This window comes from Duganella rhizosphaerae (assembly GCF_040364205.1).
Classification (GTDB): Bacteria; Pseudomonadota; Gammaproteobacteria; order Burkholderiales; family Burkholderiaceae_D; genus Rugamonas; species Rugamonas rhizosphaerae.
On the sequence record NZ_BPWK01000021.1, the window covers coordinates 78763 to 101781 of the forward strand.

17 protein-coding genes are annotated in these 23019 nt (G+C 67.4%); 3 read left to right on the forward strand and 14 right to left on the reverse strand.

The window, feature by feature from the left end; genetic code table 11:
- The first annotated feature begins 49 nt into the window (after nt 1-49).
- Together RUGAMON1_RS29915 and ygjK are read left to right on the forward strand one after the other, a co-directional pair.
- A complete protein-coding gene (locus tag RUGAMON1_RS29915) occupies nt 50-2560 on the forward strand; it encodes a TonB-dependent receptor (protein ID WP_445233929.1) in 2511 nt (836 codons plus the stop codon).
- 76 nt (nt 2561-2636) lie between these two features.
- Entirely contained in the window at nt 2637-4994 is a 2358-nt protein-coding gene (gene ygjK, locus RUGAMON1_RS29920) for an alpha-glucosidase (protein ID WP_445233930.1), read from the forward strand.
- On the opposite strand, the gene RUGAMON1_RS29925 is transcribed toward ygjK, so the two are convergent.
- From RUGAMON1_RS29925 to RUGAMON1_RS29980, 12 genes are all read right to left on the reverse strand, one after another.
- Entirely contained in the window at nt 4936-6381 is a 1446-nt protein-coding gene (locus tag RUGAMON1_RS29925; RefSeq protein ID WP_445233931.1) for an amino acid permease, read from the reverse strand. The two genes, ygjK and RUGAMON1_RS29925, sit on opposite strands and share 59 nt — an antisense overlap.
- 6 nt (nt 6382-6387) lie before the next feature.
- Entirely contained in the window at nt 6388-6843 is a 456-nt protein-coding gene (locus tag RUGAMON1_RS29930; protein ID WP_445233932.1) for a beta-galactosidase subunit beta, read from the reverse strand.
- Nucleotides 6840-9818, reverse strand: a complete 2979-nt coding sequence (ebgA, locus tag RUGAMON1_RS29935; protein WP_445233933.1) for a beta-galactosidase subunit alpha — start codon at nt 9816-9818, stop codon at nt 6840-6842. Before ebgA ends, RUGAMON1_RS29930 begins: the two co-directional genes overlap by 4 nt.
- A gap of 3 nt (nt 9819-9821) precedes the next feature.
- Nucleotides 9822-10601, reverse strand: a complete 780-nt coding sequence (locus RUGAMON1_RS29940) for an SDR family NAD(P)-dependent oxidoreductase (protein WP_445233934.1) — start codon at nt 10599-10601, stop codon at nt 9822-9824.
- A 150-nt stretch (nt 10602-10751) separates the two neighbouring features.
- Nucleotides 10752-11741 carry a diguanylate cyclase domain-containing protein gene (locus RUGAMON1_RS29945; RefSeq protein WP_445233935.1) on the reverse strand — a complete coding sequence of 330 codons (990 nt, stop codon included), beginning with the start codon at nt 11739-11741 and terminating at the stop codon, nt 10752-10754.
- A gap of 93 nt (nt 11742-11834) precedes the next feature.
- The gene (locus tag RUGAMON1_RS29950; protein ID WP_445233936.1) at nt 11835-13631 is read right to left on the reverse strand and encodes a DAHL domain-containing protein; all 1797 of its coding nucleotides are present in this window, start codon (nt 13629-13631) and stop codon (nt 11835-11837) included.
- Complete coding sequence (locus RUGAMON1_RS29955) at nt 13628-14590, reverse strand: cytochrome-c peroxidase (RefSeq protein WP_445233937.1); 963 nt, start codon at nt 14588-14590, stop codon at nt 13628-13630. The genes RUGAMON1_RS29950 and RUGAMON1_RS29955 overlap by 4 nt, the downstream gene beginning before the upstream one ends.
- Before the next feature lie 18 nt (nt 14591-14608).
- On the reverse strand, nt 14609-15487 hold the full coding sequence (locus RUGAMON1_RS29960) for a sensor histidine kinase (RefSeq protein ID WP_445233938.1): 879 nt from the start codon (nt 15485-15487) through the stop codon (nt 14609-14611).
- Between the two features lies 1 nt (nt 15488).
- The gene (locus RUGAMON1_RS29965) at nt 15489-17645 is read right to left on the reverse strand and encodes an EAL domain-containing protein (RefSeq protein WP_445233939.1); all 2157 of its coding nucleotides are present in this window, start codon (nt 17643-17645) and stop codon (nt 15489-15491) included.
- Complete coding sequence (locus RUGAMON1_RS29970; RefSeq protein ID WP_445233940.1) at nt 17642-18046, reverse strand: response regulator transcription factor; 405 nt, start codon at nt 18044-18046, stop codon at nt 17642-17644. The genes RUGAMON1_RS29965 and RUGAMON1_RS29970 overlap by 4 nt, the downstream gene beginning before the upstream one ends.
- 60 nt (nt 18047-18106) lie before the next feature.
- Nucleotides 18107-18721 (reverse strand): response regulator transcription factor, encoded by a 615-nt coding sequence (locus tag RUGAMON1_RS29975; protein WP_445233941.1) that lies wholly within the window; start codon nt 18719-18721, stop codon nt 18107-18109.
- Complete coding sequence (locus tag RUGAMON1_RS29980; protein WP_445233942.1) at nt 18718-20820, reverse strand: sensor histidine kinase; 2103 nt, start codon at nt 20818-20820, stop codon at nt 18718-18720. The genes RUGAMON1_RS29975 and RUGAMON1_RS29980 overlap by 4 nt, the downstream gene beginning before the upstream one ends.
- Before the next feature lie 417 nt (nt 20821-21237).
- Here RUGAMON1_RS29980 and RUGAMON1_RS29985 point away from each other — a divergent pair, with 417 nt between their 5' ends.
- Nucleotides 21238-21444 (forward strand): hypothetical protein, encoded by a 207-nt coding sequence (locus RUGAMON1_RS29985; protein ID WP_445233943.1) that lies wholly within the window; start codon nt 21238-21240, stop codon nt 21442-21444.
- Between the two features lie 18 nt (nt 21445-21462).
- On the opposite strand, the gene RUGAMON1_RS29990 is transcribed toward RUGAMON1_RS29985, so the two are convergent.
- Both RUGAMON1_RS29990 and RUGAMON1_RS29995 read right to left on the reverse strand, forming a co-directional pair.
- Nucleotides 21463-22029 carry an Hpt domain-containing protein gene (locus RUGAMON1_RS29990; protein ID WP_445233944.1) on the reverse strand — a complete coding sequence of 189 codons (567 nt, stop codon included), beginning with the start codon at nt 22027-22029 and terminating at the stop codon, nt 21463-21465.
- On the reverse strand, nt 22026-22997 hold the full coding sequence (locus RUGAMON1_RS29995) for a CAP domain-containing protein (protein ID WP_445233945.1): 972 nt from the start codon (nt 22995-22997) through the stop codon (nt 22026-22028). Before RUGAMON1_RS29995 ends, RUGAMON1_RS29990 begins: the two co-directional genes overlap by 4 nt.
- Between the last annotated feature and the right edge of the window lie 22 nt (nt 22998-23019).

A 23019-nucleotide genomic window follows, 5' to 3' on the forward strand; every position in this document is an offset into this window, starting at 1 on the left:
GCAACAAAGTAAGACAACAAACATAACGATAACTATCTGGAGATTCCAAATGAGACAAAAAACCGGGTTGACCCTTTCGGTCGCCACCCTGGCCCAGCTGGCGGCCATGCACGGCGCGCAGGCGCAAACAGCGCCCGACGCGGCGGGCGCCACCGACAAGGGCACGCCCATGCAGGAGGTGGTCGTCACCGGCACCACCGCCAAAAATCGCACCAAGCTGGAATCCTCGGTCGCCATTACGACCGTGGACCTGGCCAAGTTGGAGAAGCTCGCGCCGCATAGCCTGGCCGATTCGCTGCAACAGGTTCCCGGCCTGTGGGTGGAAGCATCCGGCGGCGAGGTGTCTAACAACGTCTCGCCGCGCGGCTTGAGCGGCGGCGCCGCGTTCCAGTTCATCAGCCTCCAGGAAGACGGCCTGCCGGTGATCTACGACGGTGAACTGGTGGACGTTCTGATGCGCGAGGACGTCACCATCAAGCGCTTCGAGGCGATCCGCGGCGGCACCTCGGCCATCCTGTCGACCAACGGCCCGGCGGCCATCGTCAACTTCATCAGCCAGAAGGGCACGCAAACGCCGCAGGGCGAGGCCAAGGTCACCATCGGCGACTACGGCATGGTGCGTACCGAGGGCGTGTATTCGGGCCCGATCGACGACGACTGGACCTACGCGGCCGGCGGCTACTACCGCGAAGGCAAGGGCGTGCGCCCGATCGGCATCACCGCCGACCATGGCGGCCAGCTTCGCGTGAACCTGACGCGCAAGCTGGAGCGCGGCGAACTGACGCTGTCGGCCAAGTACGTCAACGACCACAACACCTTCTACCTGCCTATCCCGCTGACCAATCCCGGCAACCCGACCGGCGTGCCGGGCGTGAATCCGCATTACGGCTCGCTGGATGGTCCGGACCTGGCGCACATCACCAACCAGACCACCAATGGTCCCGTGACCACCGACCTCCATACCGGCTTCCACGTGCTGGCCAAGGTGATCGGCGCGGACCTGCAGCATGAACTGGGCGGCGACTGGTCGTTCCGCAACAACGCGCGCTACACGCGATACGACGTGTCGCCGCAGTCGGTGTTCAATGGTCCCAACAGCTATCTGGTCCGCGCCAGCAACCGCCTCGATCCGGCACAGTCCAGCGACGTCGCCGCGCTGCTGAAACGCTTCGGCGGCACCGCAAAGCTGGCCTACGCCGGCAGCGGTCAACTGATCAACGACCCATCCACCCTGAATGGCAACGGCTTCACCACCGACGCAGTGGCCGAGACACGCTTCCGTTCACTGGGCCATTTCATTGACAAGCTGTCGGTGACGAAGGAGAACGACAAGAACAGCTTCACCGCCGGCATCCTGTTCGCCGCACAAAAACTGTACGACGATTCCGACTATGGCGCCCGCATCATCACCGACGTGCGCGATCAACCGAGCCGGCTCGATATCGTCGCCGTCGACGCCAACAACAAGATCCTAGGCTACCTGTCGGACAAGGGCGTGCTGCGCAACGGCTACTTCTACGAACGCCACAAAGGCGACATGAAGTCGATGTCCTACTTCGTCAACGACGAATGGAAGGTCAGTAACAACCTGCGCCTCGACGCCGGCGTGCGCTACGAAGTGGCCCGCTACGACGTACAGGACGAAGGCGTGCTGGCGGCCGGCGACGATCTGCCAGGCGACAACCTGACCGAGGGCGCCATCATCCCCGGCGCCTTCAATGCGGACGGCAGCGACAAGGACAACATCATCGCCAACAACTACATGCGCCGTGCCGGCACCGGCGTGTGGACTCGCAAGCAGAAGACGATCAAGGAAGCCTCCTACACGGCGGGTTTCAACTACGCCTTCAACGACCACGTGGCCACGTATGGCCGCTACGCCAGCGGCACCAACATGCCGACCCTGTACAGCGGCGACAGCTTCGTCGACGGCGCCAGCCGGCTCAGTTTCACCGAGGCGGGCGTGCGCTACATTTCGCCGTTCTGGACCACGTCGGCCACGGTATTCCACACCAAGTTCGACAACCTGTCCTTCGGCGAAACCAACCAGGCCACGGGCGACTTCCGCCAGGTGTTCGTCAAGACGCTGTCGACCGGCATTGAGCTGGAGGGCATCATCAATCCGTTCAAGCAGTTCTCGCTGGAGTACGTGGCTACCTTGCAGAAGGCCACCATCAACGGCATCGACCCGAACGCGGAGGAGGCCAAGCAGAACGGCAACCAGGTGATGCGTACGCCGAACACACAGGTGCGCCTGATCCCGACGCTGCATTTCGGCTTCGGCGATGTGTTCCTGGTCTACAGCCATATCGGCAAACGCTTCGCCGACTTTGAAAACGCGCTGGCGCTGCCGGCCTACCATGTGATCGACATGGGAGCGGAGATCAAGATCGACAAGAAGTGGAAGCTGAACCTGAAAGTGAACAACGTGACCAACTCGATCGGCCTGACCGAAGGGAATCCACGTAGCGGCTTTAACCAAAGCTCGAACGGTAGCCTGTTCTACGCACGGCCTATCCTGGGGCGCAACGCCACGGCCTCGCTGTCTTACCGCTTCTGATGCATCAGGGCCGGGCGCGTAAAACGCCCGGCCTCATCGTGTTACCCTTCCTGATAACTCGTTCTCATTCCCTCCTATGTCCTCATCTGTTCGCAACCTGCTGCTGATTGCAGCATGCACCGCCGCCTGGGCCGCGCACGCGCAAACGCCCTCCATCAACCGATACGGAACTCCGACCGCCGCGCGCGATTTCGACGCCGAGCAAAACCAGCGCTTCAATCCCATGTTCGATGCCGGCAGCTGGCACGGCTTCCTGCTGCCGGATACGCCGACATTGGCCGGAACCTTCAGCGGCCCGCTGGTGATCGCCGAGGAGTACAGCCTGTATATCGCCTCGGCGCTGGAGCGGCTGGATCTGACGGATCGCCACACGGGGCGCAGCTTCCGGCCGGAGCAGGCCCGCTGGACCAGCGCCGCGCGTCCCGGCGTGTTGAGCCAGCGGCTGGTTTGGCCGGGATTGCAGCTGGATGTGGATCTGCATTTCGTCAACTCCTGCAGTGCGCTGGTGCGCTACCGCTTGCGCAATACGTCCGGCAAGGCGCTATCGCTGAAGGCGCATTGGCAGGGCGACCTGATGGCGCAGTGGGGCAAGGACGGCGCCGTGGCCGTGCGCCAGCCGGCGTGGAAGCCGCAGCTGGTCCAGGATGCCGGCGGCGTCAGCATCACCTTCGGCAAGGTGCGCGACGCAGGCAACGTGATGACCAGCGGCCGTTCGCGCTACCGCATCGAGCGCAGCGTGCGCGCGCAGGACAGCGTGGGCAACCAGCACTACGACAGCAGCGCCGACTTGCCGCTGCTCGCCGCCGGCCGGCAGCAAACGATCTACAACGCCTACAGCTACCAGCTGGACGACACGGATGCTGCCTCTGCACATGCGGCCTCGCTGCTGTCGAACCCCGCGCGTGCCGAACAGGCGATTGCGGCGAACGAGCGTCGTTGGGCCGCGTGGAAGGCCAAGCTTCCCGCGTCCACACTCAGCACCAAGGCGCTGGAAACCCTGATCGGCAATTGGCGTGCGCCACGTGGCGCCTTCCGCCACGACGCAATGGTGCCGTCCACCACGGCGCGCTGGTTCAACGGCGCCTGGACCTGGGATACATGGAAGCAGGCCTACGCGCTGGCGGCCATTGATCCCGCGCTGGCCGCCAACACGGTGCGCTCGTTGTTCGATTACCAGATACAGGCCAGCGATGCGGTGCGTCCGCAAGACGAGGGGATGGTGCCCGACAATGTCTTCTACAACATGGATGCCGCGCGCGGTGGCGACGGCGACAACTGGAACGAGCGCGATACCAAGCCACCACTGGCCGCATGGACGGTATGGGAAATCTACCGCCAATCCCACGATCGCGCCTGGCTGCAAGAGATGCTGCCCAAGTTGGAGGCCTACCATCGCTGGTGGTATCGCAACCGCGACCACGATCACAACGGCCTGGCCGAATATGGCGCCACCGTGCACCCGCTCCATAACGACGACGCCGGCCAGCTGCGCTTCCGCGTCAAACCACTGTCGCCGGCGGCGCTCGACGGCTGCGGAGCGGAGCAGGACGGCGTGCGCGATTGCCTCGGTCTCGCCGCCTACAGCCGCATCGTCGATACCGGACAGTACGCGGCCATCGAACTGCCGGTGCAGCAGGCGGCCGGCTATGAATCGGGCATGGACAACGCGGCCCGCTTCGGCTTCATCGAGCCCGCCGCCTTGCAGCGCTATGCCGACAGGGTCCACGGCGGCGACCTGGCCGCCGCGCGGCGCGACTGGCAGGTGCGCGTGGTCGAGAACCGCGACCAGCAAGGCAAGCTGCTGGGCTACTCCATCGACCAGGAATCGGTGGACCTGAACGCCTTCCTCTATCGCGAAAAGCTGATCCTGGCGGATATGGCGCAGGAGCTGGGCGACCACGCCGCCGCGCGCGCGTGGCGCGAACAGGCGGCGCATCTGCGTGGCCTGATCAACACCAGCTTCTTCGATACCGCCAGCGGTTTTTACTACGACCGAAAGCTTGGCGGCACGCTGCTGACCATGCGCGGACGCGGCCCCGAAGGCTGGACCGCGCTATGGGCCGGCGCCGCCGAACAGCGGCAGGCGGACGCGGTGATCGCGAAGATGCTGGACCCGGCCGAATTCGGCACCCCCGTGCCGATGCCGACGGCAGCCGTCTCCAATCCATCCTACGATCCGGAGATATATTGGCGCGGCAGGGTATGGCTGGACCAGGTCTATTTCGGCGCGGCGGGTCTGCGCAACTACGGCCACGCCGCGGAAGCCGACGCCATCGCCAAGCGCTTCACGACAGGCGCGGAAGGCCTGCAAGGCGACGCGCCGATCCGGGAAAACTACCACCCCATCACCGGCCGCATGCAGGGCGCCACCAATTTCAGTTGGAGCGCCGCGCACCTGCTGATGCTGGCGCGGGATGCAAAACCTCGGAAGTGATAACAAGGCCGCGCTCATACAGGCGGTACTTCCATAACGCCCACCCCAGGAACAGAACCACGCCGCCCACGTTGTAGCCCAATGTGAGCAGCAGGTTCTGGCCGGCCGGGAAGATCGCGGCGATGAAGGCGATACCAAAGAACGCCAGCAGCACGCTGGTGATCGCCAACCCGACACGGCGCGATCCCATGCGGAAGTCGCGCGGCAGGTGGTCCAGCCGCAGACGCAGGTGGAAGTAGGCCGCCATGATGATCAGCGGCGGCAGCAGCGCGGTGGCCGCCGTCATGTTGATCACCACATTGAGCAGCTGGTTCACGTTAGATGACCCCAGCGCCGGTATCACCAGCAGCGGCACCACCACGCAAAACTGTATCCACGCGGCGCGCTCCGGCATGTCATGACGGTTCAAGGCGATGGCGCGCTCGCCGAAGATGCCTTTCGGGATCTCCGAGAACAGCGCCTTGACCGGCGCGGCAGTCCACACCATCAGCGTGCCGAAGGAACCGAGCAGCATCACCGCGCCCACCAAACGGTTCAGCAGCACAGGCGATACCTGGTGATGCGCCCCCAGCGCGCCGAACACCTGGAACACGCCCGACGTATAGCTCAATTTTGACGCCGGCACGTACAGGTTCAGCACCAGCGCCGACACCGAATACAGCACCCCGATCAGCAGGCCCGCGAAAACGATGGTGCGCACAAAGGTCCTGGCGCCGCCTCGCACGTCGTTCAGGAACACGCCCACCGACTCAGCGCCGCCGGCGGCAAACAGTATCCAGGCCATGACGCCCATGAAGCCCCAGCTGAACGTCGGCGTCATCGCGGCGGCGGTGATGGGCGTGGCGGGCTCCACGCCGCCGATCCAGTCGGCCAGGCTCAATCCCACGAAGCCGAACGCCATCAACAGCACCAGCGAGCTGCCGATGGAGGTCACGCGGCCCACCCATGTCGCGCCTTTGGTGGAGACCCAGGTGGCAAAGGCAAACAGCACGATCGACAGCAGTACCGTCACCAGCGACGAGAACTGGTATTCGTAACCCAGCCACGCGTAGGACGAATACACCAGGATATTGGGCAGCACCGATGTGAAGTAGAACAGGTTCACGAACCAGTAGCAGTAGGCGCCGACGAAGGCCCACTTGTCGCCCATCGACGAGCGTATCCACTGGTAGATGCCGGACTTGGCGTCCTTGTTCAAGCTGACGAATTCCGCGATGATCAGCACATAGGGAATGAAGAAGGTCGCCGTCGCGAACAGGAAGGACGGGACAGCCACCATGCCGATGGCGATATTGCTGTTGACGACATTGCGGATATTGAAGATCGCCGCCACCGCCATCGACAGCAGCATGAAGCGGCCGATTTGCGCGTTACTCGAAATTGCCATGTCAACTCACTTATTGTGGAAAGTCGCACCTTCTATCGTCACCATCAGCACCATTTTGCGCAGATGATCGGAGCCCAGCGGCCGGTAGGCGCAGTCGTTGTCGAAGATGAGCAGCTGGCCAGCGCTGGCGGTGTGGCGATGGACGTCTTCGCCGCTGAAGGTCTCGCGGTCGGTCTCGTCGCTGTAGGCCGCAAGGCGTGTCAGCGACGGCTTGGCCGCATACGCGATGGTCTCGTTGCCGGACAGGTAGTAGTGCATCTCGACGTAGCGGCGGTTGCCGGTGAAGCTGGGTGCTGCGGCGGCCGGGCCGTCCACCAGGCGGTAGACCAGCGAATCGCCGATGGAGTGGCACACGCCTGGCTTCAGCGCCGGCAGGTTGGCGATGGCTTCGATGCAGCGCTGCCACTTGCGTGCGGAGTGGTAGCGCTGGCGGAATTCGTCCACGCTGTTCAGGATAATCACAGGCTGTCCTCCCCATTCAGCGGCGACAAGTCCACGCTGTAGCTGAACGCCTCCAGATAGACCCGGTACGATTCGAGCACCTCGGAGCCCCAGGAATTGGAACCGAGTCCGCTCATCTTGTGATCGAGGTTGACGGTCCAGTAGTCCTCATCGCGCAATTCGTTGTCGTGCCGCGTGGCCGCGATCTGTTCGGCGCTGTAGGGCCATACGCTGAAGTGGATGCCTTGCGGTGCCTGGATTAACAGGCCCTTGCCCTGGCTGTCGCGAAGCGTGGCCCAAGTGACGTCCTGCCGGTTGCCGTTGTCCTGCGGCTTCGGGTAGTGCTCGAACATGTCGGCCGCGCTGCTGCGGTAACGGTCGATGATGCTGCACGCCTTGCTGTCCGGGTAGTTCTCGCCCGGGCCGCGGCCGAAGTATTCGATCTGGTCCAGCTGGCGGCTTAGGCCCAACGTCATGCCGATCTTGGGGATCATGTCGCTGAAACCGCCGTAGGGTGTGCCGGACAAGGTAAGTCGCAGCTTGCCCGCGCCATCGACGTGGTAGTGGTAGCGGCAGCGCATGCCGTAGCCGAGTACCGGCGGCGCGATCTGGCAATCGACGATGATCTCCACCGCCGCGTCGCTGCGCCTGATCTCCATGCGGCGCAGATGTTCCTGCATGATGTTCAGGTGCTGCGGCAGCCACAGGGCTTCGTTCTCCTGCTTGTGATTATCGATGCAGGGTTTGTAGAACGTCAGCTGCGGTGGGCGCGCAAGCAATGGCGCGCCATGCGCCACCCATTCCTTGAGTTTTCCGGTGAGTTTGCAGAACACCATTTGGTAGCCATGGCCTTCGAGGCGGTACTCAAGGCGATGCTCGATGAGCTTGGGCGCGGCCTTGGAGCTTGGTGGCACAGCGGGCGAGGGCGAGGACGGCAGCGCAAACTGGTACACCGCCATCTCATGCTGCGGCGCGCTGTAGGCGGTGGCCTGGTCGCGGACCACGCGCACGTTCAGATAGCGCCGGCCGCCGCCCGATGGCGGCTCGGGGATGCGGATCTCCTGCTTCTGGCCCGGCGGCAGCGGCGACAGGGGCACGCGCTGCAATCGGAGCGATTCGCCATCTGCCTTGGTTTCGATCAGCAGCGTGATGCAATCGAGGCTGCTGAACCAGTAGCGGTTCTCCACTTCCAGCCTGCCGGCGGCGGCATCGATGGCGCGCACCTTCACCGGCGCGATCACCTGCTTATATTCGCGCAGGCCGGGGCCGGGCCGCTGGTCCGGGTAGATCAAGCCATCGCAGCAGAAGTTGCCGCTGTTCGGATAGTCGCCGTAGTCGCCGCCGAAGGCGTAGAACGGCCGTCCCGCCACCTCCGGTTGCAGGATGGCGTGGTCGCACCATTCCCACAGGTAGTGCCCTTGCAGGTGCGGATGACGGTCCATCACCGCCTGGTATTCGCTCAAGCCTCCCGGTCCGTTGCCCATCGCGTGCGCGTACTCGCACAGGATGCGTGGCTTGTCCATCGGGTACTCGCCGAAGGCATTCATCATCTGCACGCGCGAGTACATGGTGCTGACCACGTCGCACACCTCGGCGTCGCGGTCTTCCTCGTAGTGGATCAACCGTGTTGGATCGATCTGGCGGCAGCGCGCGGCCATCGCGCGGATATTGCAGCCGTAGCCGGACTCGTTCCCCAGCGACCAGATGATGATGGACGGATGGTTCTTCTGCGCGTGCACATGGCGCTCGATGCGGTCGACGAAGGCCGCTTCCCATGCCGGATCGTCGGTGATCTGACTGAGGTTGCCGACGTTGACGAAGCCGTGCGTTTCCACGTCCGTCTCGGCCATCACGAACAGGCCGTATTGGTCGCACAGTTCGTAGAAGCGCGGATCGTTGGGATAGTGCGCCGTGCGCACCGAGTTGATGTTGTGCTGCTTCATCAGCACGATATCCTGCTCGACGCGCGCCATCGTCACGGCACGTCCGCGCAGGTGGTCGTTGTCGTGGCGGTTCACGCCGTGCAGTTTCAGATAGCGCCCGTTCACGTACATCAGGCCATCCTGCACGCTCACTTCGCGAAAGCCTACGCGCAGCGGCACCACTTCCAGCAGTTCGTCGCCGGCGTCGTACAGGCTGATTTCGAGGCGATACAGGTAGGGATCTTCGGCGTTCCACTGGCGCGGGGCCGGCACGTCCACTTCCCATGCCGGCGCCTGGCCGCCGCCTTGCTGCAACTGCCGCGGGCCGTCGTACAGCGCCCAATCGATCCGGTAGCCGTCCTGCGCCGATACGGTCAGCGCGCAGGACAGGCGCGCATCGCGGCAGGCGTCGTCGAAGCGGGTCTGCACGCAGACGTCCTGCACGTGGATGGCGCCCTTGCCGATCAGGTAGACGTCGCGGAAGATGCCGGCGGTCCACCACATGTCCTGGTCTTCGAGATAGCTGGAATCGGCCCATTGCAGCACGCGCACGCTGAGCAGGTTCTCGCCGTCCACCAGCAACGCGGTGATGTCGAATTCGGCCGCCAGCCGGCTGCCCTTGCTCATGCCGGCGTAGCGGCCGTTGACGTGGATTTCGAAATAGGTCTCGACGCCGTCGAAGCGCAGGATCACGTTCTGGCCGCGCCACTCCGGGCCCAGCGTCCAGCAGCACTGGTAAGCGCCGGTCGGATTGGCCGACGGGACGTAGGGCGGGTCGACCGGGAAGGGCATGCCGTCGTCGGTGTACTGCAACTGGCCGTGGCCTTGCAGCTGCCACATGCCTGGCACTTCGATGCTGCCCCAGTGCGCCATGTACTCGCTGTAGAACTGTGTCGGCATTTGCAGCGGGTGGCCGAAGTACGCGAAGCGCCAAGCTCCGCTCAGCGACAGGAAGCGGCGGCTGCGCTCACGGTCGAAGCTGCGCGCCGACTCGGCATCGTCGTAGGCAAAGAAGTAGGCGTGCGGAGGCAGCCGGTGCTCCTCCAGCAGCTGGGGGTTCTCCCACTTGTTCACGGTTTATGCCGATCCGGCCAGGCCGCCGCCGTCCACCACCAGCGCGTCGCCGGTGACGAAGGAAGAACGATCCGATGCGAGGAACAGCACCGCCTGCGCGATCTCGCGTGGCTGGCCCACGCGCATCAGCGGCCGTCCTGCGCCGGCCGTCACCAGCGCGGCTTCCTCAAGCCCCAGCTGCTGCGCTTCGTTGCGCAGCATCGGCGTATCGGTGTCGCCGGGGCAGACGCAGTTGACGCGGATGTTCTGCGGGCCGTGGTCCACCGCCATCGCCTTGGTCAGTATCACCACCGCGCCCTTGGAGGCGCAGTAGGACACGGCATCCTTGCCGCCCACCAGCCCCCAGCCGGAAGCGGTGTTGATGATGCTGCCGCCGCCTTGCTGCTGCATCACCGGCACGGCGTGTTTGCACATCAGGAAAATCGACTTGACGTTGACCGCCATGACCTGGTCCCATTCCTGCTCGGTGGTGTCGATGACGTTGGCGCGGCGCGTGATGCCGGCGTTGTTGAACAGGACGTCGAGCCGGCCGTAGCGCGACACGGCCGCCGCCACCGCCGCCGCGCAATCGGCGGCCACGGCGACGTCGGTGCGGATGAAGGAGGCGCGCGCGCCGGCCTCGATCAGCGCCGCCACCGCCAGTTCGCCCGCCGCGCCGTCGCGGTCGGCGATCAGCACGGTGGCGCCTTCGCGCGCAAACAATTCCGCCGTGGCGCGGCCGATGCCGGATGCGCCTCCCGTAATCAACGCCACCTTGCCTGCCAGTTCGCCTTGCTGATGCATGTGCTGTCTCCATTTTTATGGGTTATGCACTATGTTGCCCTTTTTTTGCCAGCGTTGACAAATGAATACTCTGCATGGCATGCATAAGCCCAGCTAATGCGTGAAAGCCCGCCGCGCGCAGCGGCAGGCATGCATGGAGTTGATGGATGGTCAGGCGGCGTTTTCGGCCGGACGGTCGACGATCACGCAGTCCCGGCCGGCGCGCTTGGCGGCGTACAGGCAGGCGTCGGCGGCGGCCAGCATGGTGGCGGCGTCAAACAGGCGGTCCTTGTCGTAGGTGGCCACGCCGATGCTCATCGTCACGTGCGGGCGGTTGGCGGCCGGCGCGTGCGTGATCTCCAGCGCGGCGATGCGGGCGCGGATCGTTTCGGCGAGCTGGGCCGCCTGCTCCGGGCCGGTGTCCGGCAGCACGGCGGCGAACTCCTCGCCGCCGTAGCGCGCGGCCAGGTCGGCCGGGCGTTGCAGCATGGCGGCGAAGGCTTCCGCCACCAGGGTCAGGCAGGCGTCGCCCTGCTGGTGGCCGAAGTGGTCGTTATAGGCCTTGAAGGAATCGATGTCCATCAGCAGCAGCGACAGCTGGCCGTGGTTGCGCTGTGCCCGGCGCAGCTCGCGGTCCAGCGCGACGTCGAAGTGGCGGCGGTTGGCGATGCCGGTCAAGCCATCCACGTACGATTGCGCGCGCAGCGCCTCGGCCTGGCCGCGCAGCTGGCGCTCGCGGCCGACGGTGGTGCTGATGTCGCTCACCTCGATCAGGCAGTAGCGCTCCTTGCCCTCGGTGAAGGGCGTGACCGACACCGCCTGCTCGACCCGTTCGCCGCCCCAGGTGCCGGTCGGGTACAGCGGGAAGGGCGAGCGGTTCAGCGCCGGCGACAGCTGCTGCGGCAGGTTGCTCTGCATCGCGCTCTGCACCGCCTGCTCCAGCCGCTGGCCGCGCAGTTCCGGGAATTGTTCGAACAGGTCGCTGCCCAGCACGCGGTGGGCCGACAGGCCGGAATGGCTGGCCAGCCACTGGTTCCACATGACGATGCGGCCGCTGGCGTCGAGCACCATCAGGCCCAGGTTGGCCAGCCCGAGCACGCGCCCGGACAGGTGGGCGTGGCTGCCGGCGGCAGGCGGGGTGGCGGTGGTGTTTGCTTGCATGCGCTGTTTTCCTGGCGTGGCCGCGTAGTGACTCGGTAGTGACTGGGTAGTGACCTTGGAATTATAAGCGCAGCCGCGCCGCTGTCACTCTTTCTAGGCCTGGGCCATGCGGTGGCTGACCGGCAGCGTCACGCGGAAGGTGCTGCCCCGGCCCGGCGTGCTCTGCACGTCGATGCGGCCGTAGTGGTTTTGCACGATGCCATAGGAGAGCGACAGCCCCAGCCCCGTGCCCTTGCCGATCGGCCGGGTGGTGTAGAAGGGGTCGAAGATGCGCGGCAGCGCTTCGGCGGCGATGCCGCCGCCGGTGTCGCTGACTTCCAGCCAGACCTCGGCGCCGGCGCTGCCGCAGCGCACGGTGATGTGGCCGCGTTCGGGGCCGATGGCCTGGGCGGCGTTTTGCAGCAGGTGCAGGAACACCTGGTTCAGCTGCGACGGCATGCATTCGATTTCCAGCATCGGGCCGAACTCGGTCCGGATGTCGGCCACCGCTTCCAGCTCGCCGCCGATCAGGTTGAGCGTCGATTGCAGGCCGGTGCGCAGGTCGGCCCACTCCCAGTCCTGGGTGGCTTCCACGCGCGAGAACTGTTTCAGGTCCTGCACGATCTTGCCGACCCGATCCATGCCGCCGCGCGACTCGGCCACCAGCGCCGGAATGTCTTGCTTCAGGTAGGCCAGGTCGACCCGGCTGCGGGAGTGCGCCACCGCCTCGCGCGGGGCGCCGTCGTGCTCGGCTTGCTCGTAGGCGTTCAGCAGCTCGAACAGCTTGTCCAGGTAGTCCTCCAGCGTGCCGAAGTTGGACGCCAGGAAGGCCAGCGGGTTGTTGATCTCGTGCGCCACGCCGGCCGCCAGCTGGCCGATCGAGGCCAGCTTTTCCGACTGCACCAGCCGGCTTTGCAGGGCCTTGCGTTCGGCCATCTCCTGCTGCAGGCGCTGGTTCGCTTGCAGCAACTCGGCGGTGCGTTCCTGCACCCGGCCTTCGAGGTGGTCGTTGGCGGTCTGCAGTTCGGCGTTGACGCGCTGGACCGTGGCGTGGCTGCGCAGCAGCCGCAGCGCGGTGTAGGCCAGCAGTCCGACCAGCAGCCCGGCCAGCAGCATCAGCCCGTAGCGGTAGGCGTGCAGGCGCTGCATCGCCAGCTGCTGTTGCTGGCCCAGCAGGGCGCTGATGGCGTCGATGCGCTCGTCGGTGGGGGCCGCCGCAATGCCGGTCAGCAGCCGGTCGACCGCGACCTGTTCAGCCAGCACGGTGCGCGCGTGCGCGCTCATGGTGTCGATGCGCTCGGCCAGCTCGCCGGACAGGCCGGCGCGCGCGGCCGCCAGGGCGGCCAGCTCCCGTTCGACCTCGGCGACGCCGTTCTCGGAAGGACCGTCGGTGTAGATCAGCAAGGCCAGCAGCAGGCGGTGGGCGGCCGCCTCCGCATGGCCCATCGCCTCCAGCCGGTGGCCGCGCTGCTGGTTGGCCGACACGCCGATGTCGTCGGCGGCGACGGGCAGGAAGTCCAGCGAATTGTGCAGCACCGCGTTGTGCGACTTGAACGCCTCCATCAGCGCCGCCTTCGCGCTCAGCGTCTGCTGGTAGGCGTCCAGCGCGGCGGCCAGCTGCGGCGACGATGCCTCGATCTGCAAGGGCAGCTCGTGCATGGCCGCCAGCGGATGGGCCAGCGCGTCGTAGCTGGGGTTCAGGCCGATGCGCGATTTCATCGCGTCGAGTTCCCATTGCGCGTCGAGCTGGGCGACTTGGCGCAGCAGCGCGACGTTGGCGAAGTAGTCGTTGCTGTCATAGCTGAGGCTGCGCGCGTAGATCGCTCCCAGCAGGACGGCCAGCAGCAGGCAGGCCAGCGGCAGCCGGTACAGGCGCAGCCGTTGTCGCCACCACCGGCGGAGCGCGTTCATGGCTGCCCCGCCGGTGTGCTGTTGAGCGTATTGAGGAACTGGATGATGTCGGCCTTGTCCTGCCGGCTGCCGCTGCGCCCCAGCTGGAACTTGAACATGACGTCGATCGCGTCCTCCAGCGTGGCGGCCGAGCCGTCGTGGAAATACGGGGCGCTGCGCGTCACGTTGCGCAGGCTGGGCACCTTGAACACGTGCAGGTCGTCGGGATTGTGGGTGACGGCGTAGCGGCCGCGGTCGGCCTCGTTGGCGCCGCCGCGCTGGGCGAAGTAGTCGCCCATGACGCCGAATTTCTGGAACATATTGCCGCCGACGTTGACGCCCTGGTGGCAGGCGGCGCAGCCGAAGCGCTTGAACTTGGCGTAGCCGGCCTGTTCCGCCGCCGTGATGGCGTTGCGGTCGCCGCGCAGGTACTGGTCGAAGCGGGCGTTGGGGGTGATCAGCGTGCGTTCGTAGCTGACGATGGCGTGGCGCAGGTTGGCGATGGTCAGGCCGTCGCGGTAGGCTTGCGCGAAGCCGTCGCGGTAGGCGGCGTCGCCGGCCAGCCTGGCCAGCACGCTCTCCCACGACGATCCCATCTCGACCGGATTGCGGATCACCATGTCGAGCTGGGCTTCCAGCGTGTCGGCGCGGCCGTCCCAGAATTGCTTGAAGTTGAGCGCGGCGTTGAGCACGGTGGGCGCGTTGACGGCGCCCGGCTTGCCCAGGAAGCCGAGCGATTTGGCCCGCTGGTCGGCGCCGCCGCGCGCGACGTTGTGGCAGCTGCTGCAGGAGACGCTGCTGTTGCCCGACAGCCGGACGTCGTTGAACAGGCGCCGGCCCAGCGCGGCCTTGGCCGGGTCCTGGTGCAAGCTCAGCGGCACCGGCGAGATCGGCTCGCTGGCCGGCAGGGCCGGCGCGGCGGCCAGGCCGGTTGCCAGGCACAGCAGGGCGAGGCGGGGGGAAGTGGTGAAGCCACGCATGGGGTTCTCCAGGGGCGCTCAGGCCGTATGCCGCTGCGGCAGCACCACGCGGAAGGTGCTGCCCTTGCCCAGCTCGGTGCTGACGTCGATGCGGCCGCCGTGCTTGTGCACGATGTCCCGCACCAGCGACAGGCCGAGGCCGGTGCCCTGGCCGATCGGCTTGGTGGTGAAGCTGGGGTCGAACAGGCGCGGCACATGGTCGGGCGCGATGCCGCTGCCGGTGTCGCTGACGGCGAACCAGACTTCGCCGTCCCGGGCGCCGGTGCGCAGCGTGATGCGGCCCCGTTGCGGGCCCAGCGCGTGGGAAGCGTTGACCACCAGGTTCATCACCACCTGGTTCAGCTGCGAGGGCAGGCACTGCACCGGCGGCAGCACGCCGTAGTCGCGCACGATCTCGGCGCGGCCATTGATTTCGTTGCGCAGCATGTGCAGCGTGGCGTCCATGCCGCGGTGCAGGTCGGCCCACTCCCATTGCTGGGGCTGTTCGCCGGCGTGCGAATACGCTTTCAGGTCCAGCACGATCTGACGCACCCGCTGCATGCCGTCGCGCGACTCCTGCACCAGCAGCGGCAGCTCGCGGCACAGCGCGGGCAGGTCGGCGGCGCCGGGCTGTTCGCAGGTTTGCAGCAGCGCCAGCAGCGGCGTCAGGCTCTCCTGCAGCATTTCCAGGTTGGCGCAGACGTAGGCCACCGGGTTGTTGATCTCGTGGGCGATGCCGGCGGCGACCTGGCCCAGGCTGGCCATCTTGGCGGCCAGGTCCAGCTGCCGGCGCAGCACCCGCAGCTGTTCGTCGTAGGCCTCGTAGCTGGCGTCGACGGCGGCGCGGAAGGCGGCGGGATCGCACTGCGCCGATGCCGGATCGAGCAGGCTGAGCTGGCTTGCCAGCAGCCCATGCATGTCAGGCTCCGGCGGCCATGGCCAGCTGCGGCGCCGCTGGTTCCTGCAGGCCGTGCAGCTGCCAGTAGTGGCGGAAGGCGGCGTCGATATTGTTGCGCAAGGTGCGGTTGTCCCAGGGCTTGGTGTAGAAGCGGTACAGGGCGCCGCGGTTGATCGATTCCATGATCGTGTTCAGGTCGGTGTAGCCGGACAGGATGATGCGGAAGGTGTCCGGGTACATCTGCTTGATCTTGTCGAGCAGGTCGGTGCCGCTCATTTCCTCCATGCGCTGGTCGCACAGCACCAGTTGCACCGGATATTGCGCCAGCAGCGCGAAGGCCTGGGCCGCGCCGTTGGCGGTCAGCACGCGGTAGCCGTCCTGGCGCAGCAGGCGCTGCAGCGAGGTCAGCATGTGCGGCTCGTCGTCGATGATCAGCAGCGTGCGCTCGGGGGCGTCGCCAGCGTCGTTCGGCAGGCGCAGGCGGACGTCGTCGCGCAGCATTTGCTCCAGCTGCGCCGCCGGCAGCGGCCGGCTGAAGAAATAGCCCTGGATCTGGTCGCAGCGGTGGCGCCCCAGGTAGGCCAGCTGGGCCGCGGTCTCCACGCCTTCGGCCACCACCTCCAGCTTCAGGCTGTGCGCCATGGCGATGATGGCGTCCACCACGGCGGCGTCGTCGGGACTGCTGGTCACTTCGCGGATGAAGGCGATGTCGATTTTCAGCGTGTCGACCGGGAAGCGCTTCAGGTAGGCCAGGCTGGAATAGCCGGTGCCGAAGTCGTCGATGGCGATGTGCACGCCGGTCGCGCGCAGCGCGCTCAGGGTGGCGGCGGTGCGGCCGATGTCGTCCATCATCGCGCTCTCGGTCACCTCCAACGACAGCAGGCCGGGATCGATGCCGTGGCGGGCGATGGCCTCGGCCACGGTCTGCTCCAGCCTGGTGTCGGCGAACTGGCGGCTGGCGACGTTGACGGCGATCGGCAGCGGGCCGTTGGCGTGCGGCGCCCAGGCGGCGATCTGGCGGCAGGCCTGGTCGATGGCCCAGGCGCCGACCGGCACGATCAGGCCGCTGCGCTCGAGCAGCGGGATGAACTCGGCCGGCGACACCAGGCCGTGGCCGGGCCGGTTCCAGCGCAGCAGCGCCTCGGCGCCGACCATGCGGCCGGTGCCGATCTGCACCTTGGGCTGGTAATACAGTTCGAACTCGCCGCGTTCGCTGGCCTGGCGCAGCGCGTGCTCCAGCTGGTAGCGCGTCTGCGCCTGCAGGTCCATGGCGTCGGTGAAGTAGCAGCAGTGGTCGCGCCCTTCCTGCTTAGCCTGGTGCAGGGCGATGTCGGCGTAGCGCAGCAGCGTGGCGACGTCGTCGATGTCGGACGGACAGGCGGCGATGCCGATGCTGACCGTCATCGTGGTCTGGCCGCCGGGCAGGTCGAACGGCTGCTGCAGCGCCTCGCGGATCTGGTCGGCGACCGCGCCGGCCTGTGGCAGCTGGGCCGGCAGCAGCAGCGCGAATTCGTCGTTGCCCAGGCGGCCGATGGTGGCGGGCGGCGGCGCCAGCTGGCCCAGCCGTTTGGCGAACTGGCACAGCAGGGCGTCGCCGGCGGCGTGGCCCTGGCTGTCGTTGATGGCGGTGAAGCCGTCCAGGTCGACCAGCAGCAGGGCGCTGGCGCGCGGCCAGGCCGCCGCCAGCTGCGGCACCATGGTCTGCGCGAACAGCTGGCGGTTCGGCAGGCCGGTCAGGTGGTCGTGGCCGGCCATGCGCGGGCCGTAGTTGCGGCTGCCGGTGTAGAGCAGCCGCACTTCCAGCATATTGCGGATGCGCGACAGCAGCTCGTCGTAGTCATACGGCTTGCAGATGAAGTCCTTGGCGCCGGCCTTGAGCGCGCGCAGCTTGTAGTCCGGCTCGGCGGACACCACCAGCACCGGCAGGTATTGCTCGGCCTCGATCTGGCGCAGGCTGTCGAGCACTTCGAAGCCATCCATGTCCGGCATGTTCAGGTCCAGCACGATCAGGTCGTAGTGGTGCAGGCGGTGCATGGCGGCCACCGCCGGCGCGTCGCTGGTGCAGCTGACGCTGGTGTAGCCGGCGCTGGCCAGCACCTGTTCGAGCAGCGCGAGATTGAGCGGCTGGTCGTCGACGATCAGGATCTTGGCGGCATGCAGGGGGGTGATCGTGTTCATGGACGTGGGCCTCCGGTGAAGGACGCCGCCGCCTGGCCGCAGGCCAGGCTGATGGTGTCCAGTAACAGTTGATCGTTGACGGGCTTGCTCAGATAGGCCAGCGGCAGGTGCTGTTGCGCCTGCGCCTGTTCGGCCGGGCTGGGCTGGCCGGTGAGGATGATGACGCCCACCTCGGGCGCCCGCGCGGCCAGCCTGGCCTGCACCTCCAGCCCGGACAGGCCAGGCATGTGCACGTCCAGCACCACGCAGCAGGGGCGGCCGCCGTCCAGCGCGACCAGGAAGTCGGCGCCGCCGGCGTAGGCCTGGGCCGGGATGCCGGCCGAGCGCAGCAGGCGCAGCAGCGCGCGCCGTATCGCGTCGTCGTCGTCTACTACAGCCACCCAGGGAAGTGAGGTATCCATGACTGCACAATAGCCCGGCGGCAACGGCGCGGCTATTGGACCTTGGGCCAATACCGCCGGCTAGCCGTGGCGCGCGCGGTCGACCAGGCGCACCAGCGCCGTCACCGAGCGCACCTGCATTTTCGCCATCACGCGCGCGCGGTGCACCTTGACGGTCTTTTCCACCGTGCCCAGCGCGGCCGCCACCTGCTTGTTGAGCAAGCCTTCGATGATCAGGTGCAGCACCTCGGTCTCGCGCGGGGTGAGTGTGGCCAGCCGCTGGCGGATCTCGTCGAGCTCGGCGCCCGCGCTGCGCGCCTGGCGGTGCTGGGCCAGCGCCGCGTGGATGGCGGCGATCAGCCGCTCGTCGTCGACCGGCTTGGTCAGGAAGTCGGCCGCGCCCAGCTTCATCGCGCGCACGCCGGTGTCGATGTCGCCGTGGCCGGTCAGGAAGATGATGGGCAGGGTGCTGGCGCGCCCGGCCAGCGCCTGTTGCAGCGCCAGGCCGTCCATCTCCGGCATCGACAGGTCCAGCACCAGGCAGCCGTCGGCGCCGTCCGCAGGCAGCGCGTCGAGGAAGGCGCGGGCGCTGGCGTAGGGCTGCACCGCGAAGCCGGCCGCGCCCAGCAGCCGCGCCAGCGCCTTCAGCACGGCCGGCTGGTCGTCGACCAGGAACACCCGCTGTTCGCCGCTCATGGCGCGCCTTCGGCCAGCGGCAGGCGCAGGTGGAAGCTGGCGCCGCCGTCGGGGTTGTTGTGCGCCCACAGCGTGCCGTGGTGGGCGGTGGCGATGCTGCGGCAGATCGACAGCCCCAGCCCCATGCCGCGCGCCTTGGTGGTGTAGAAGGGATCGAAGATGCGCGCCAGGATGTCGGGCGCGATGCCGGCGCCGCGGTCGATCACGCTGAACTGCACGGCGTCGCCGTCGCGCGCGCAGCGCAGCACGATCACGCGGTCCGCGTGCGCCGGCGCGGCCTGGGCGTCGCAGGCGTTCATCAGCAGGTTGATCAGCACCTGTTGCAGCTGCACGGGATCGGCGCTGAGCGTCAGCGCTTGCTCGTCCAGTTCGGTGCGCACGGTCAGGCCGTGGTGGATCAGGTCGTTGCGCACCAGGCCGATCACGTCGTCCACCAGCCCGGCGGCGGCCAGCCGCTGGCGCGGCATGTCCTGCTTGCCGAACAGGCGCCGCAGGCGCTGGATGATGTCGCCGGCGCGCTTGTCCTCGTCGACGATGTCGTCCAGGATCTCGGCCACCTCGGCCAGGTCGGGCGCCGGCTGCGCCAGGAAGCGGCGGGCCGCCTGGGCGTTGCTGAGGATGGCCGTCAGCGGCTGGTTCAGTTCGTGCGCCAGCGCGCCCGACAGCTCGCCCAGCATGGCCACCCGCGCCAGGTGGGTGACTTCCTTCTGCTTTTGCTGCAGCTCCAGCTCGGCCTGTTTGCGCTGGGTGATGTCGAGCGACACGCCGCGCACCCGCAGCGGCCGGCCCTGCCCGTCGTGCTCGATGCTGCCGTGCGAGCCTATCCAGCGCTGCTCGCCGCCGGCCAGCAGCACGCGGTATTCCATGTCGTAGCGCGGCGCGCCGTGCTGGGCGTGGCTGAGGGTGCGCTGGACGGCGGCGCGGTCGTCCGGGTGCACCTTGGCCAGCAGGTCGGCCAGCGTCAGCTGTTGCTCCGGCGCGAAGCCGAACAGCGCGCGCCACTGCTCCGAGCACCAGATCAGCTGGTCGCTCAGCTCGCGGGTCCAGATGCCCAGGTGGGCGGCGTTGGCCGCCAGCGCCAGGCGCTGCTCGCTTTCGCGCATGTCGGCGCGGGCTTGCCGCACGCTGAGCGCGGCCTCGCGCAGGGCCTGGCCCAGCTGCCTGGCTTCGCGGAAGTGCAGCGGCGGCAGCGCCAGCTCGGCGCCGGCGCCGACCGCGCGCGCCGGCGCCACCAGCGCCTGCACCGAACGGGCGATGCGCCCGCCCAGCAGCCACGCCAGCGCCATGCCGGCGCCCAGCGCGGCGAGCGTGACCGACACCAGCCAGGCCAGCGTGCGGTACAGGCTGGCCGTGAGCTGCTCGCTTGGAATGCCCAGCACGGCGCTCCAGCCGGTGCGGGTCGAGCGGCTGTAGACCACGTAGACGTCCTGCCCGTCCAGCGTGCGGGTTTTCAGGCCCGATTCGCTGGCGCTGGCCAGCTGCCGGCGCAGCTCGGCGCTGACCTGGCGGCCGGCGTAGGTGTCCTGGTCGTGCGAGCGGGTGGCCACCCGGCCCTCGGTGTCGAGCACGCTGGCGCGCCAGTTGGCCGCCAGCTTTTGCTCGTTCAGCACGTGTTGCAGGCGCTGCGGCGTGAAGACCGCGTTGAGCGTCATGACGATGGCGCCGGCGCGCATCACCGGCACGCCGACCACGAAGATGGGCCGCCCGACCAGCGGGCCGATGAACATGTCGGACACGCCCGGCCGGCCGCTGGCCAGGATGCGCTGCAGCAGCGGCGCCCGTCCCAGCTTGGCCAGCGGCGCGCCGTACGGACGGCGGGTCGACAGCAGCAGGGTGCCGTCGGTGTCGATCAGGATGATGCTGTCGGCGCCCAGCTTGTCCACCAGGCCGGTGGCGCGCTGGTGGAAGCCGCGCAAGTCCTGGTTGAGCAGCATGTTCGAGGTGCTCAGCGTTTGCAGCGCCAGCTGGGTGCTTTCGATGTCGCGGTCGGTGGCGATGATGATGGAGCGGGCGCGGCTGATGGTGTTGTCGATCAGCTGCGTGCGCTCGCGGTCATAGAAATGGACGATCAGGAAGGCGGTCACGATAACGACTGGCAAGATGCAAGCGATGGCCAGGAGCGCAAGGCTGGCGCGCACGCCGGGAGCGTGTTGCCGGGGCGGGGCAGGCGCGCAAGTCATGGATCGCTGGGGGCTTTATCGACGCCGTCGGGACGGCGGGAATGCCGGTCGATGGTGATCGAGTTTGCCCCGGGATGGCCAGCAAGTCACGAAAATTCGCGGCCCGATGTTGCCTGTCGGACTCACTATCATTTTCTACTTTTCCATTAATAAATTTTTCCTCATTCTACAGCGCTTGCGGTGCGGCTGGGCAACCACGGTTTTGGGCTTTTGACGCCTGGGGCCGCCATGCCGAACCTGCTATCATGATTTGGTTGAGAATTCTCATACATCGGATATTCCGCTGAAGTAATCTTGCAAACGTGGACCTGAGCACTGCCTGGAAAGGAGGCGATCGTGGAACCGACACAAGAGAGCGTACCGGATGATGGCGCCGGCGTAGCGCCGTCCGCCACGGCGCCGCCCGCGCCCGCGCGCACCCGGCAGACGCTGCCGCCCAAGGGCGCCTGCTGGTATTGCGACAAACCGTTGGACAATGTGCGCCGCTTCTGCGACAAGGAGTGCGCCGACGCCTTCGACGAGGAAAAGGAATATACCCGCTGAGCCGCTGAGCCGCTGAGCTTAGGCCGGCTCTGCGCGCAGCTGCACCAGCGCCGTCTCGAAATCGAACTGGTGGGCCGCGCTCGTCACGCGCTCGAAGCGCGCCACGCCCAGCGCGGCGGCCAGCACCGTGGCCGACTGTTCCAGCACATCGATCGCCGCCCCATCGCCTTCCTCCAGCAGCCGCGCCAGGTGCTGCACCAGCATGCGCGCGTCCGGCGCCGTGGCCGGCACGGCCGCGCTGTCCGGCGGGCCCTCGGCCGCCAGCAGCGTGGCGATGGCCTGCATCAGCTGCGCCAGCGCCCGTTCCAGCGGCGCCAGCGGCGCGGCGCAGGACGCCGCCTCCAGCGCGGCCGCCAGCCGCTGCACCTGTTGCGCCCCGATCATGCCGGCCGCGCCCTTGACGGTGTGGACGATGCGCAGCGCGCCGGCGTGGTCGCCGGCCGCCAGCGCCGCGCCCACCTCGGCCGCGGCCGCATGATAGCGCTGCTGGAAGCGCCGCACGATGTTCAGGTACAGCGCGTAGTCGCCCATCAACTGCCGCAGGCCGCCGGCCACGTCCAGCACGGCGTCGGCGCACGCGTTCATCGGGTGGTGAACGACCAGTTGCGCGTCACCGCCACGCCGGCCACCACGCCGCTGAAGCTGACGTCGTAGACGGTGGCGCTCTTGAGCGGCGCCAGCGGCACGATGGCGGCGGCGGTCTCGGGCGTCTGGGGGTCGGCCGCGTGGCTGAGCAGGCGCACGTCCAGCGCGGCGCCGCCGCGCGGCGCCACCGTGAAGCTTTGCACCGTCACGCCGACGCCGGCGCGGATGGTGTCGGCGTGGACGCTGATCGGATAGCCGACCTCGTTGCGTCCCGGCACCGGGTCGGGCGATTCGCTGTCGCTGAAGAAGTTGACCGGCACGCCGCCCTGGTTGGCGGCCGGGTAGTTGACGATGCGGCCGGCGCCCAGGCCGGCGCCGTAGCCGCCGACGGCGGTCAGGTCGGCGGTGAAATAGGTGTAGTTGGCGCTGGTGGTGGCGGCGCCGGTGCCGATTTCCTTGAACACCGGCTCGAACATCACGAAGCGGTGGTAGATCGCGGTGATCAATTCCTCCGCCTGGTAAAAGCCGGACGGGTTGCTGGTGGCGGAAATCACTTCGCCGATCGCATACGGCAGCGTGACCTTGTAGCCGGCGCTGGTCAGGCGGTCGAACAGGGTGACGCCGGTGAAGCCGGGCAGGCCGGGCGTCTGCTCGTGGCTGACGGTGTTGTTCAGGCGCTGGTAGTTGGAATGGCTTTGGGCCGCGGCGTCGATGCCGGCGTTGCGCGCCAGCGCGGACAGGCCCAGCTGCGCGCGCCGGTAGTTGATCCAGTCGTAGCCGTCGAGCGCGGTGTTGCCGGTGAACACGGGGGCGCCCGGCGACTGGGTCAGGTCGGGCGGCGTGACGCCGGGGCTGCCGCTGGTGGAGGCGCCGCCGCCACCGCCGCCGCAAGCGGACAAAAGCAGGCTCAACAGCGGGGCCAGCAGCAGGGCGGACAGCGCGGGGGCGCATCGACGGTGGGTCATCATGGGAACTCCTGTGCAGTGTGCC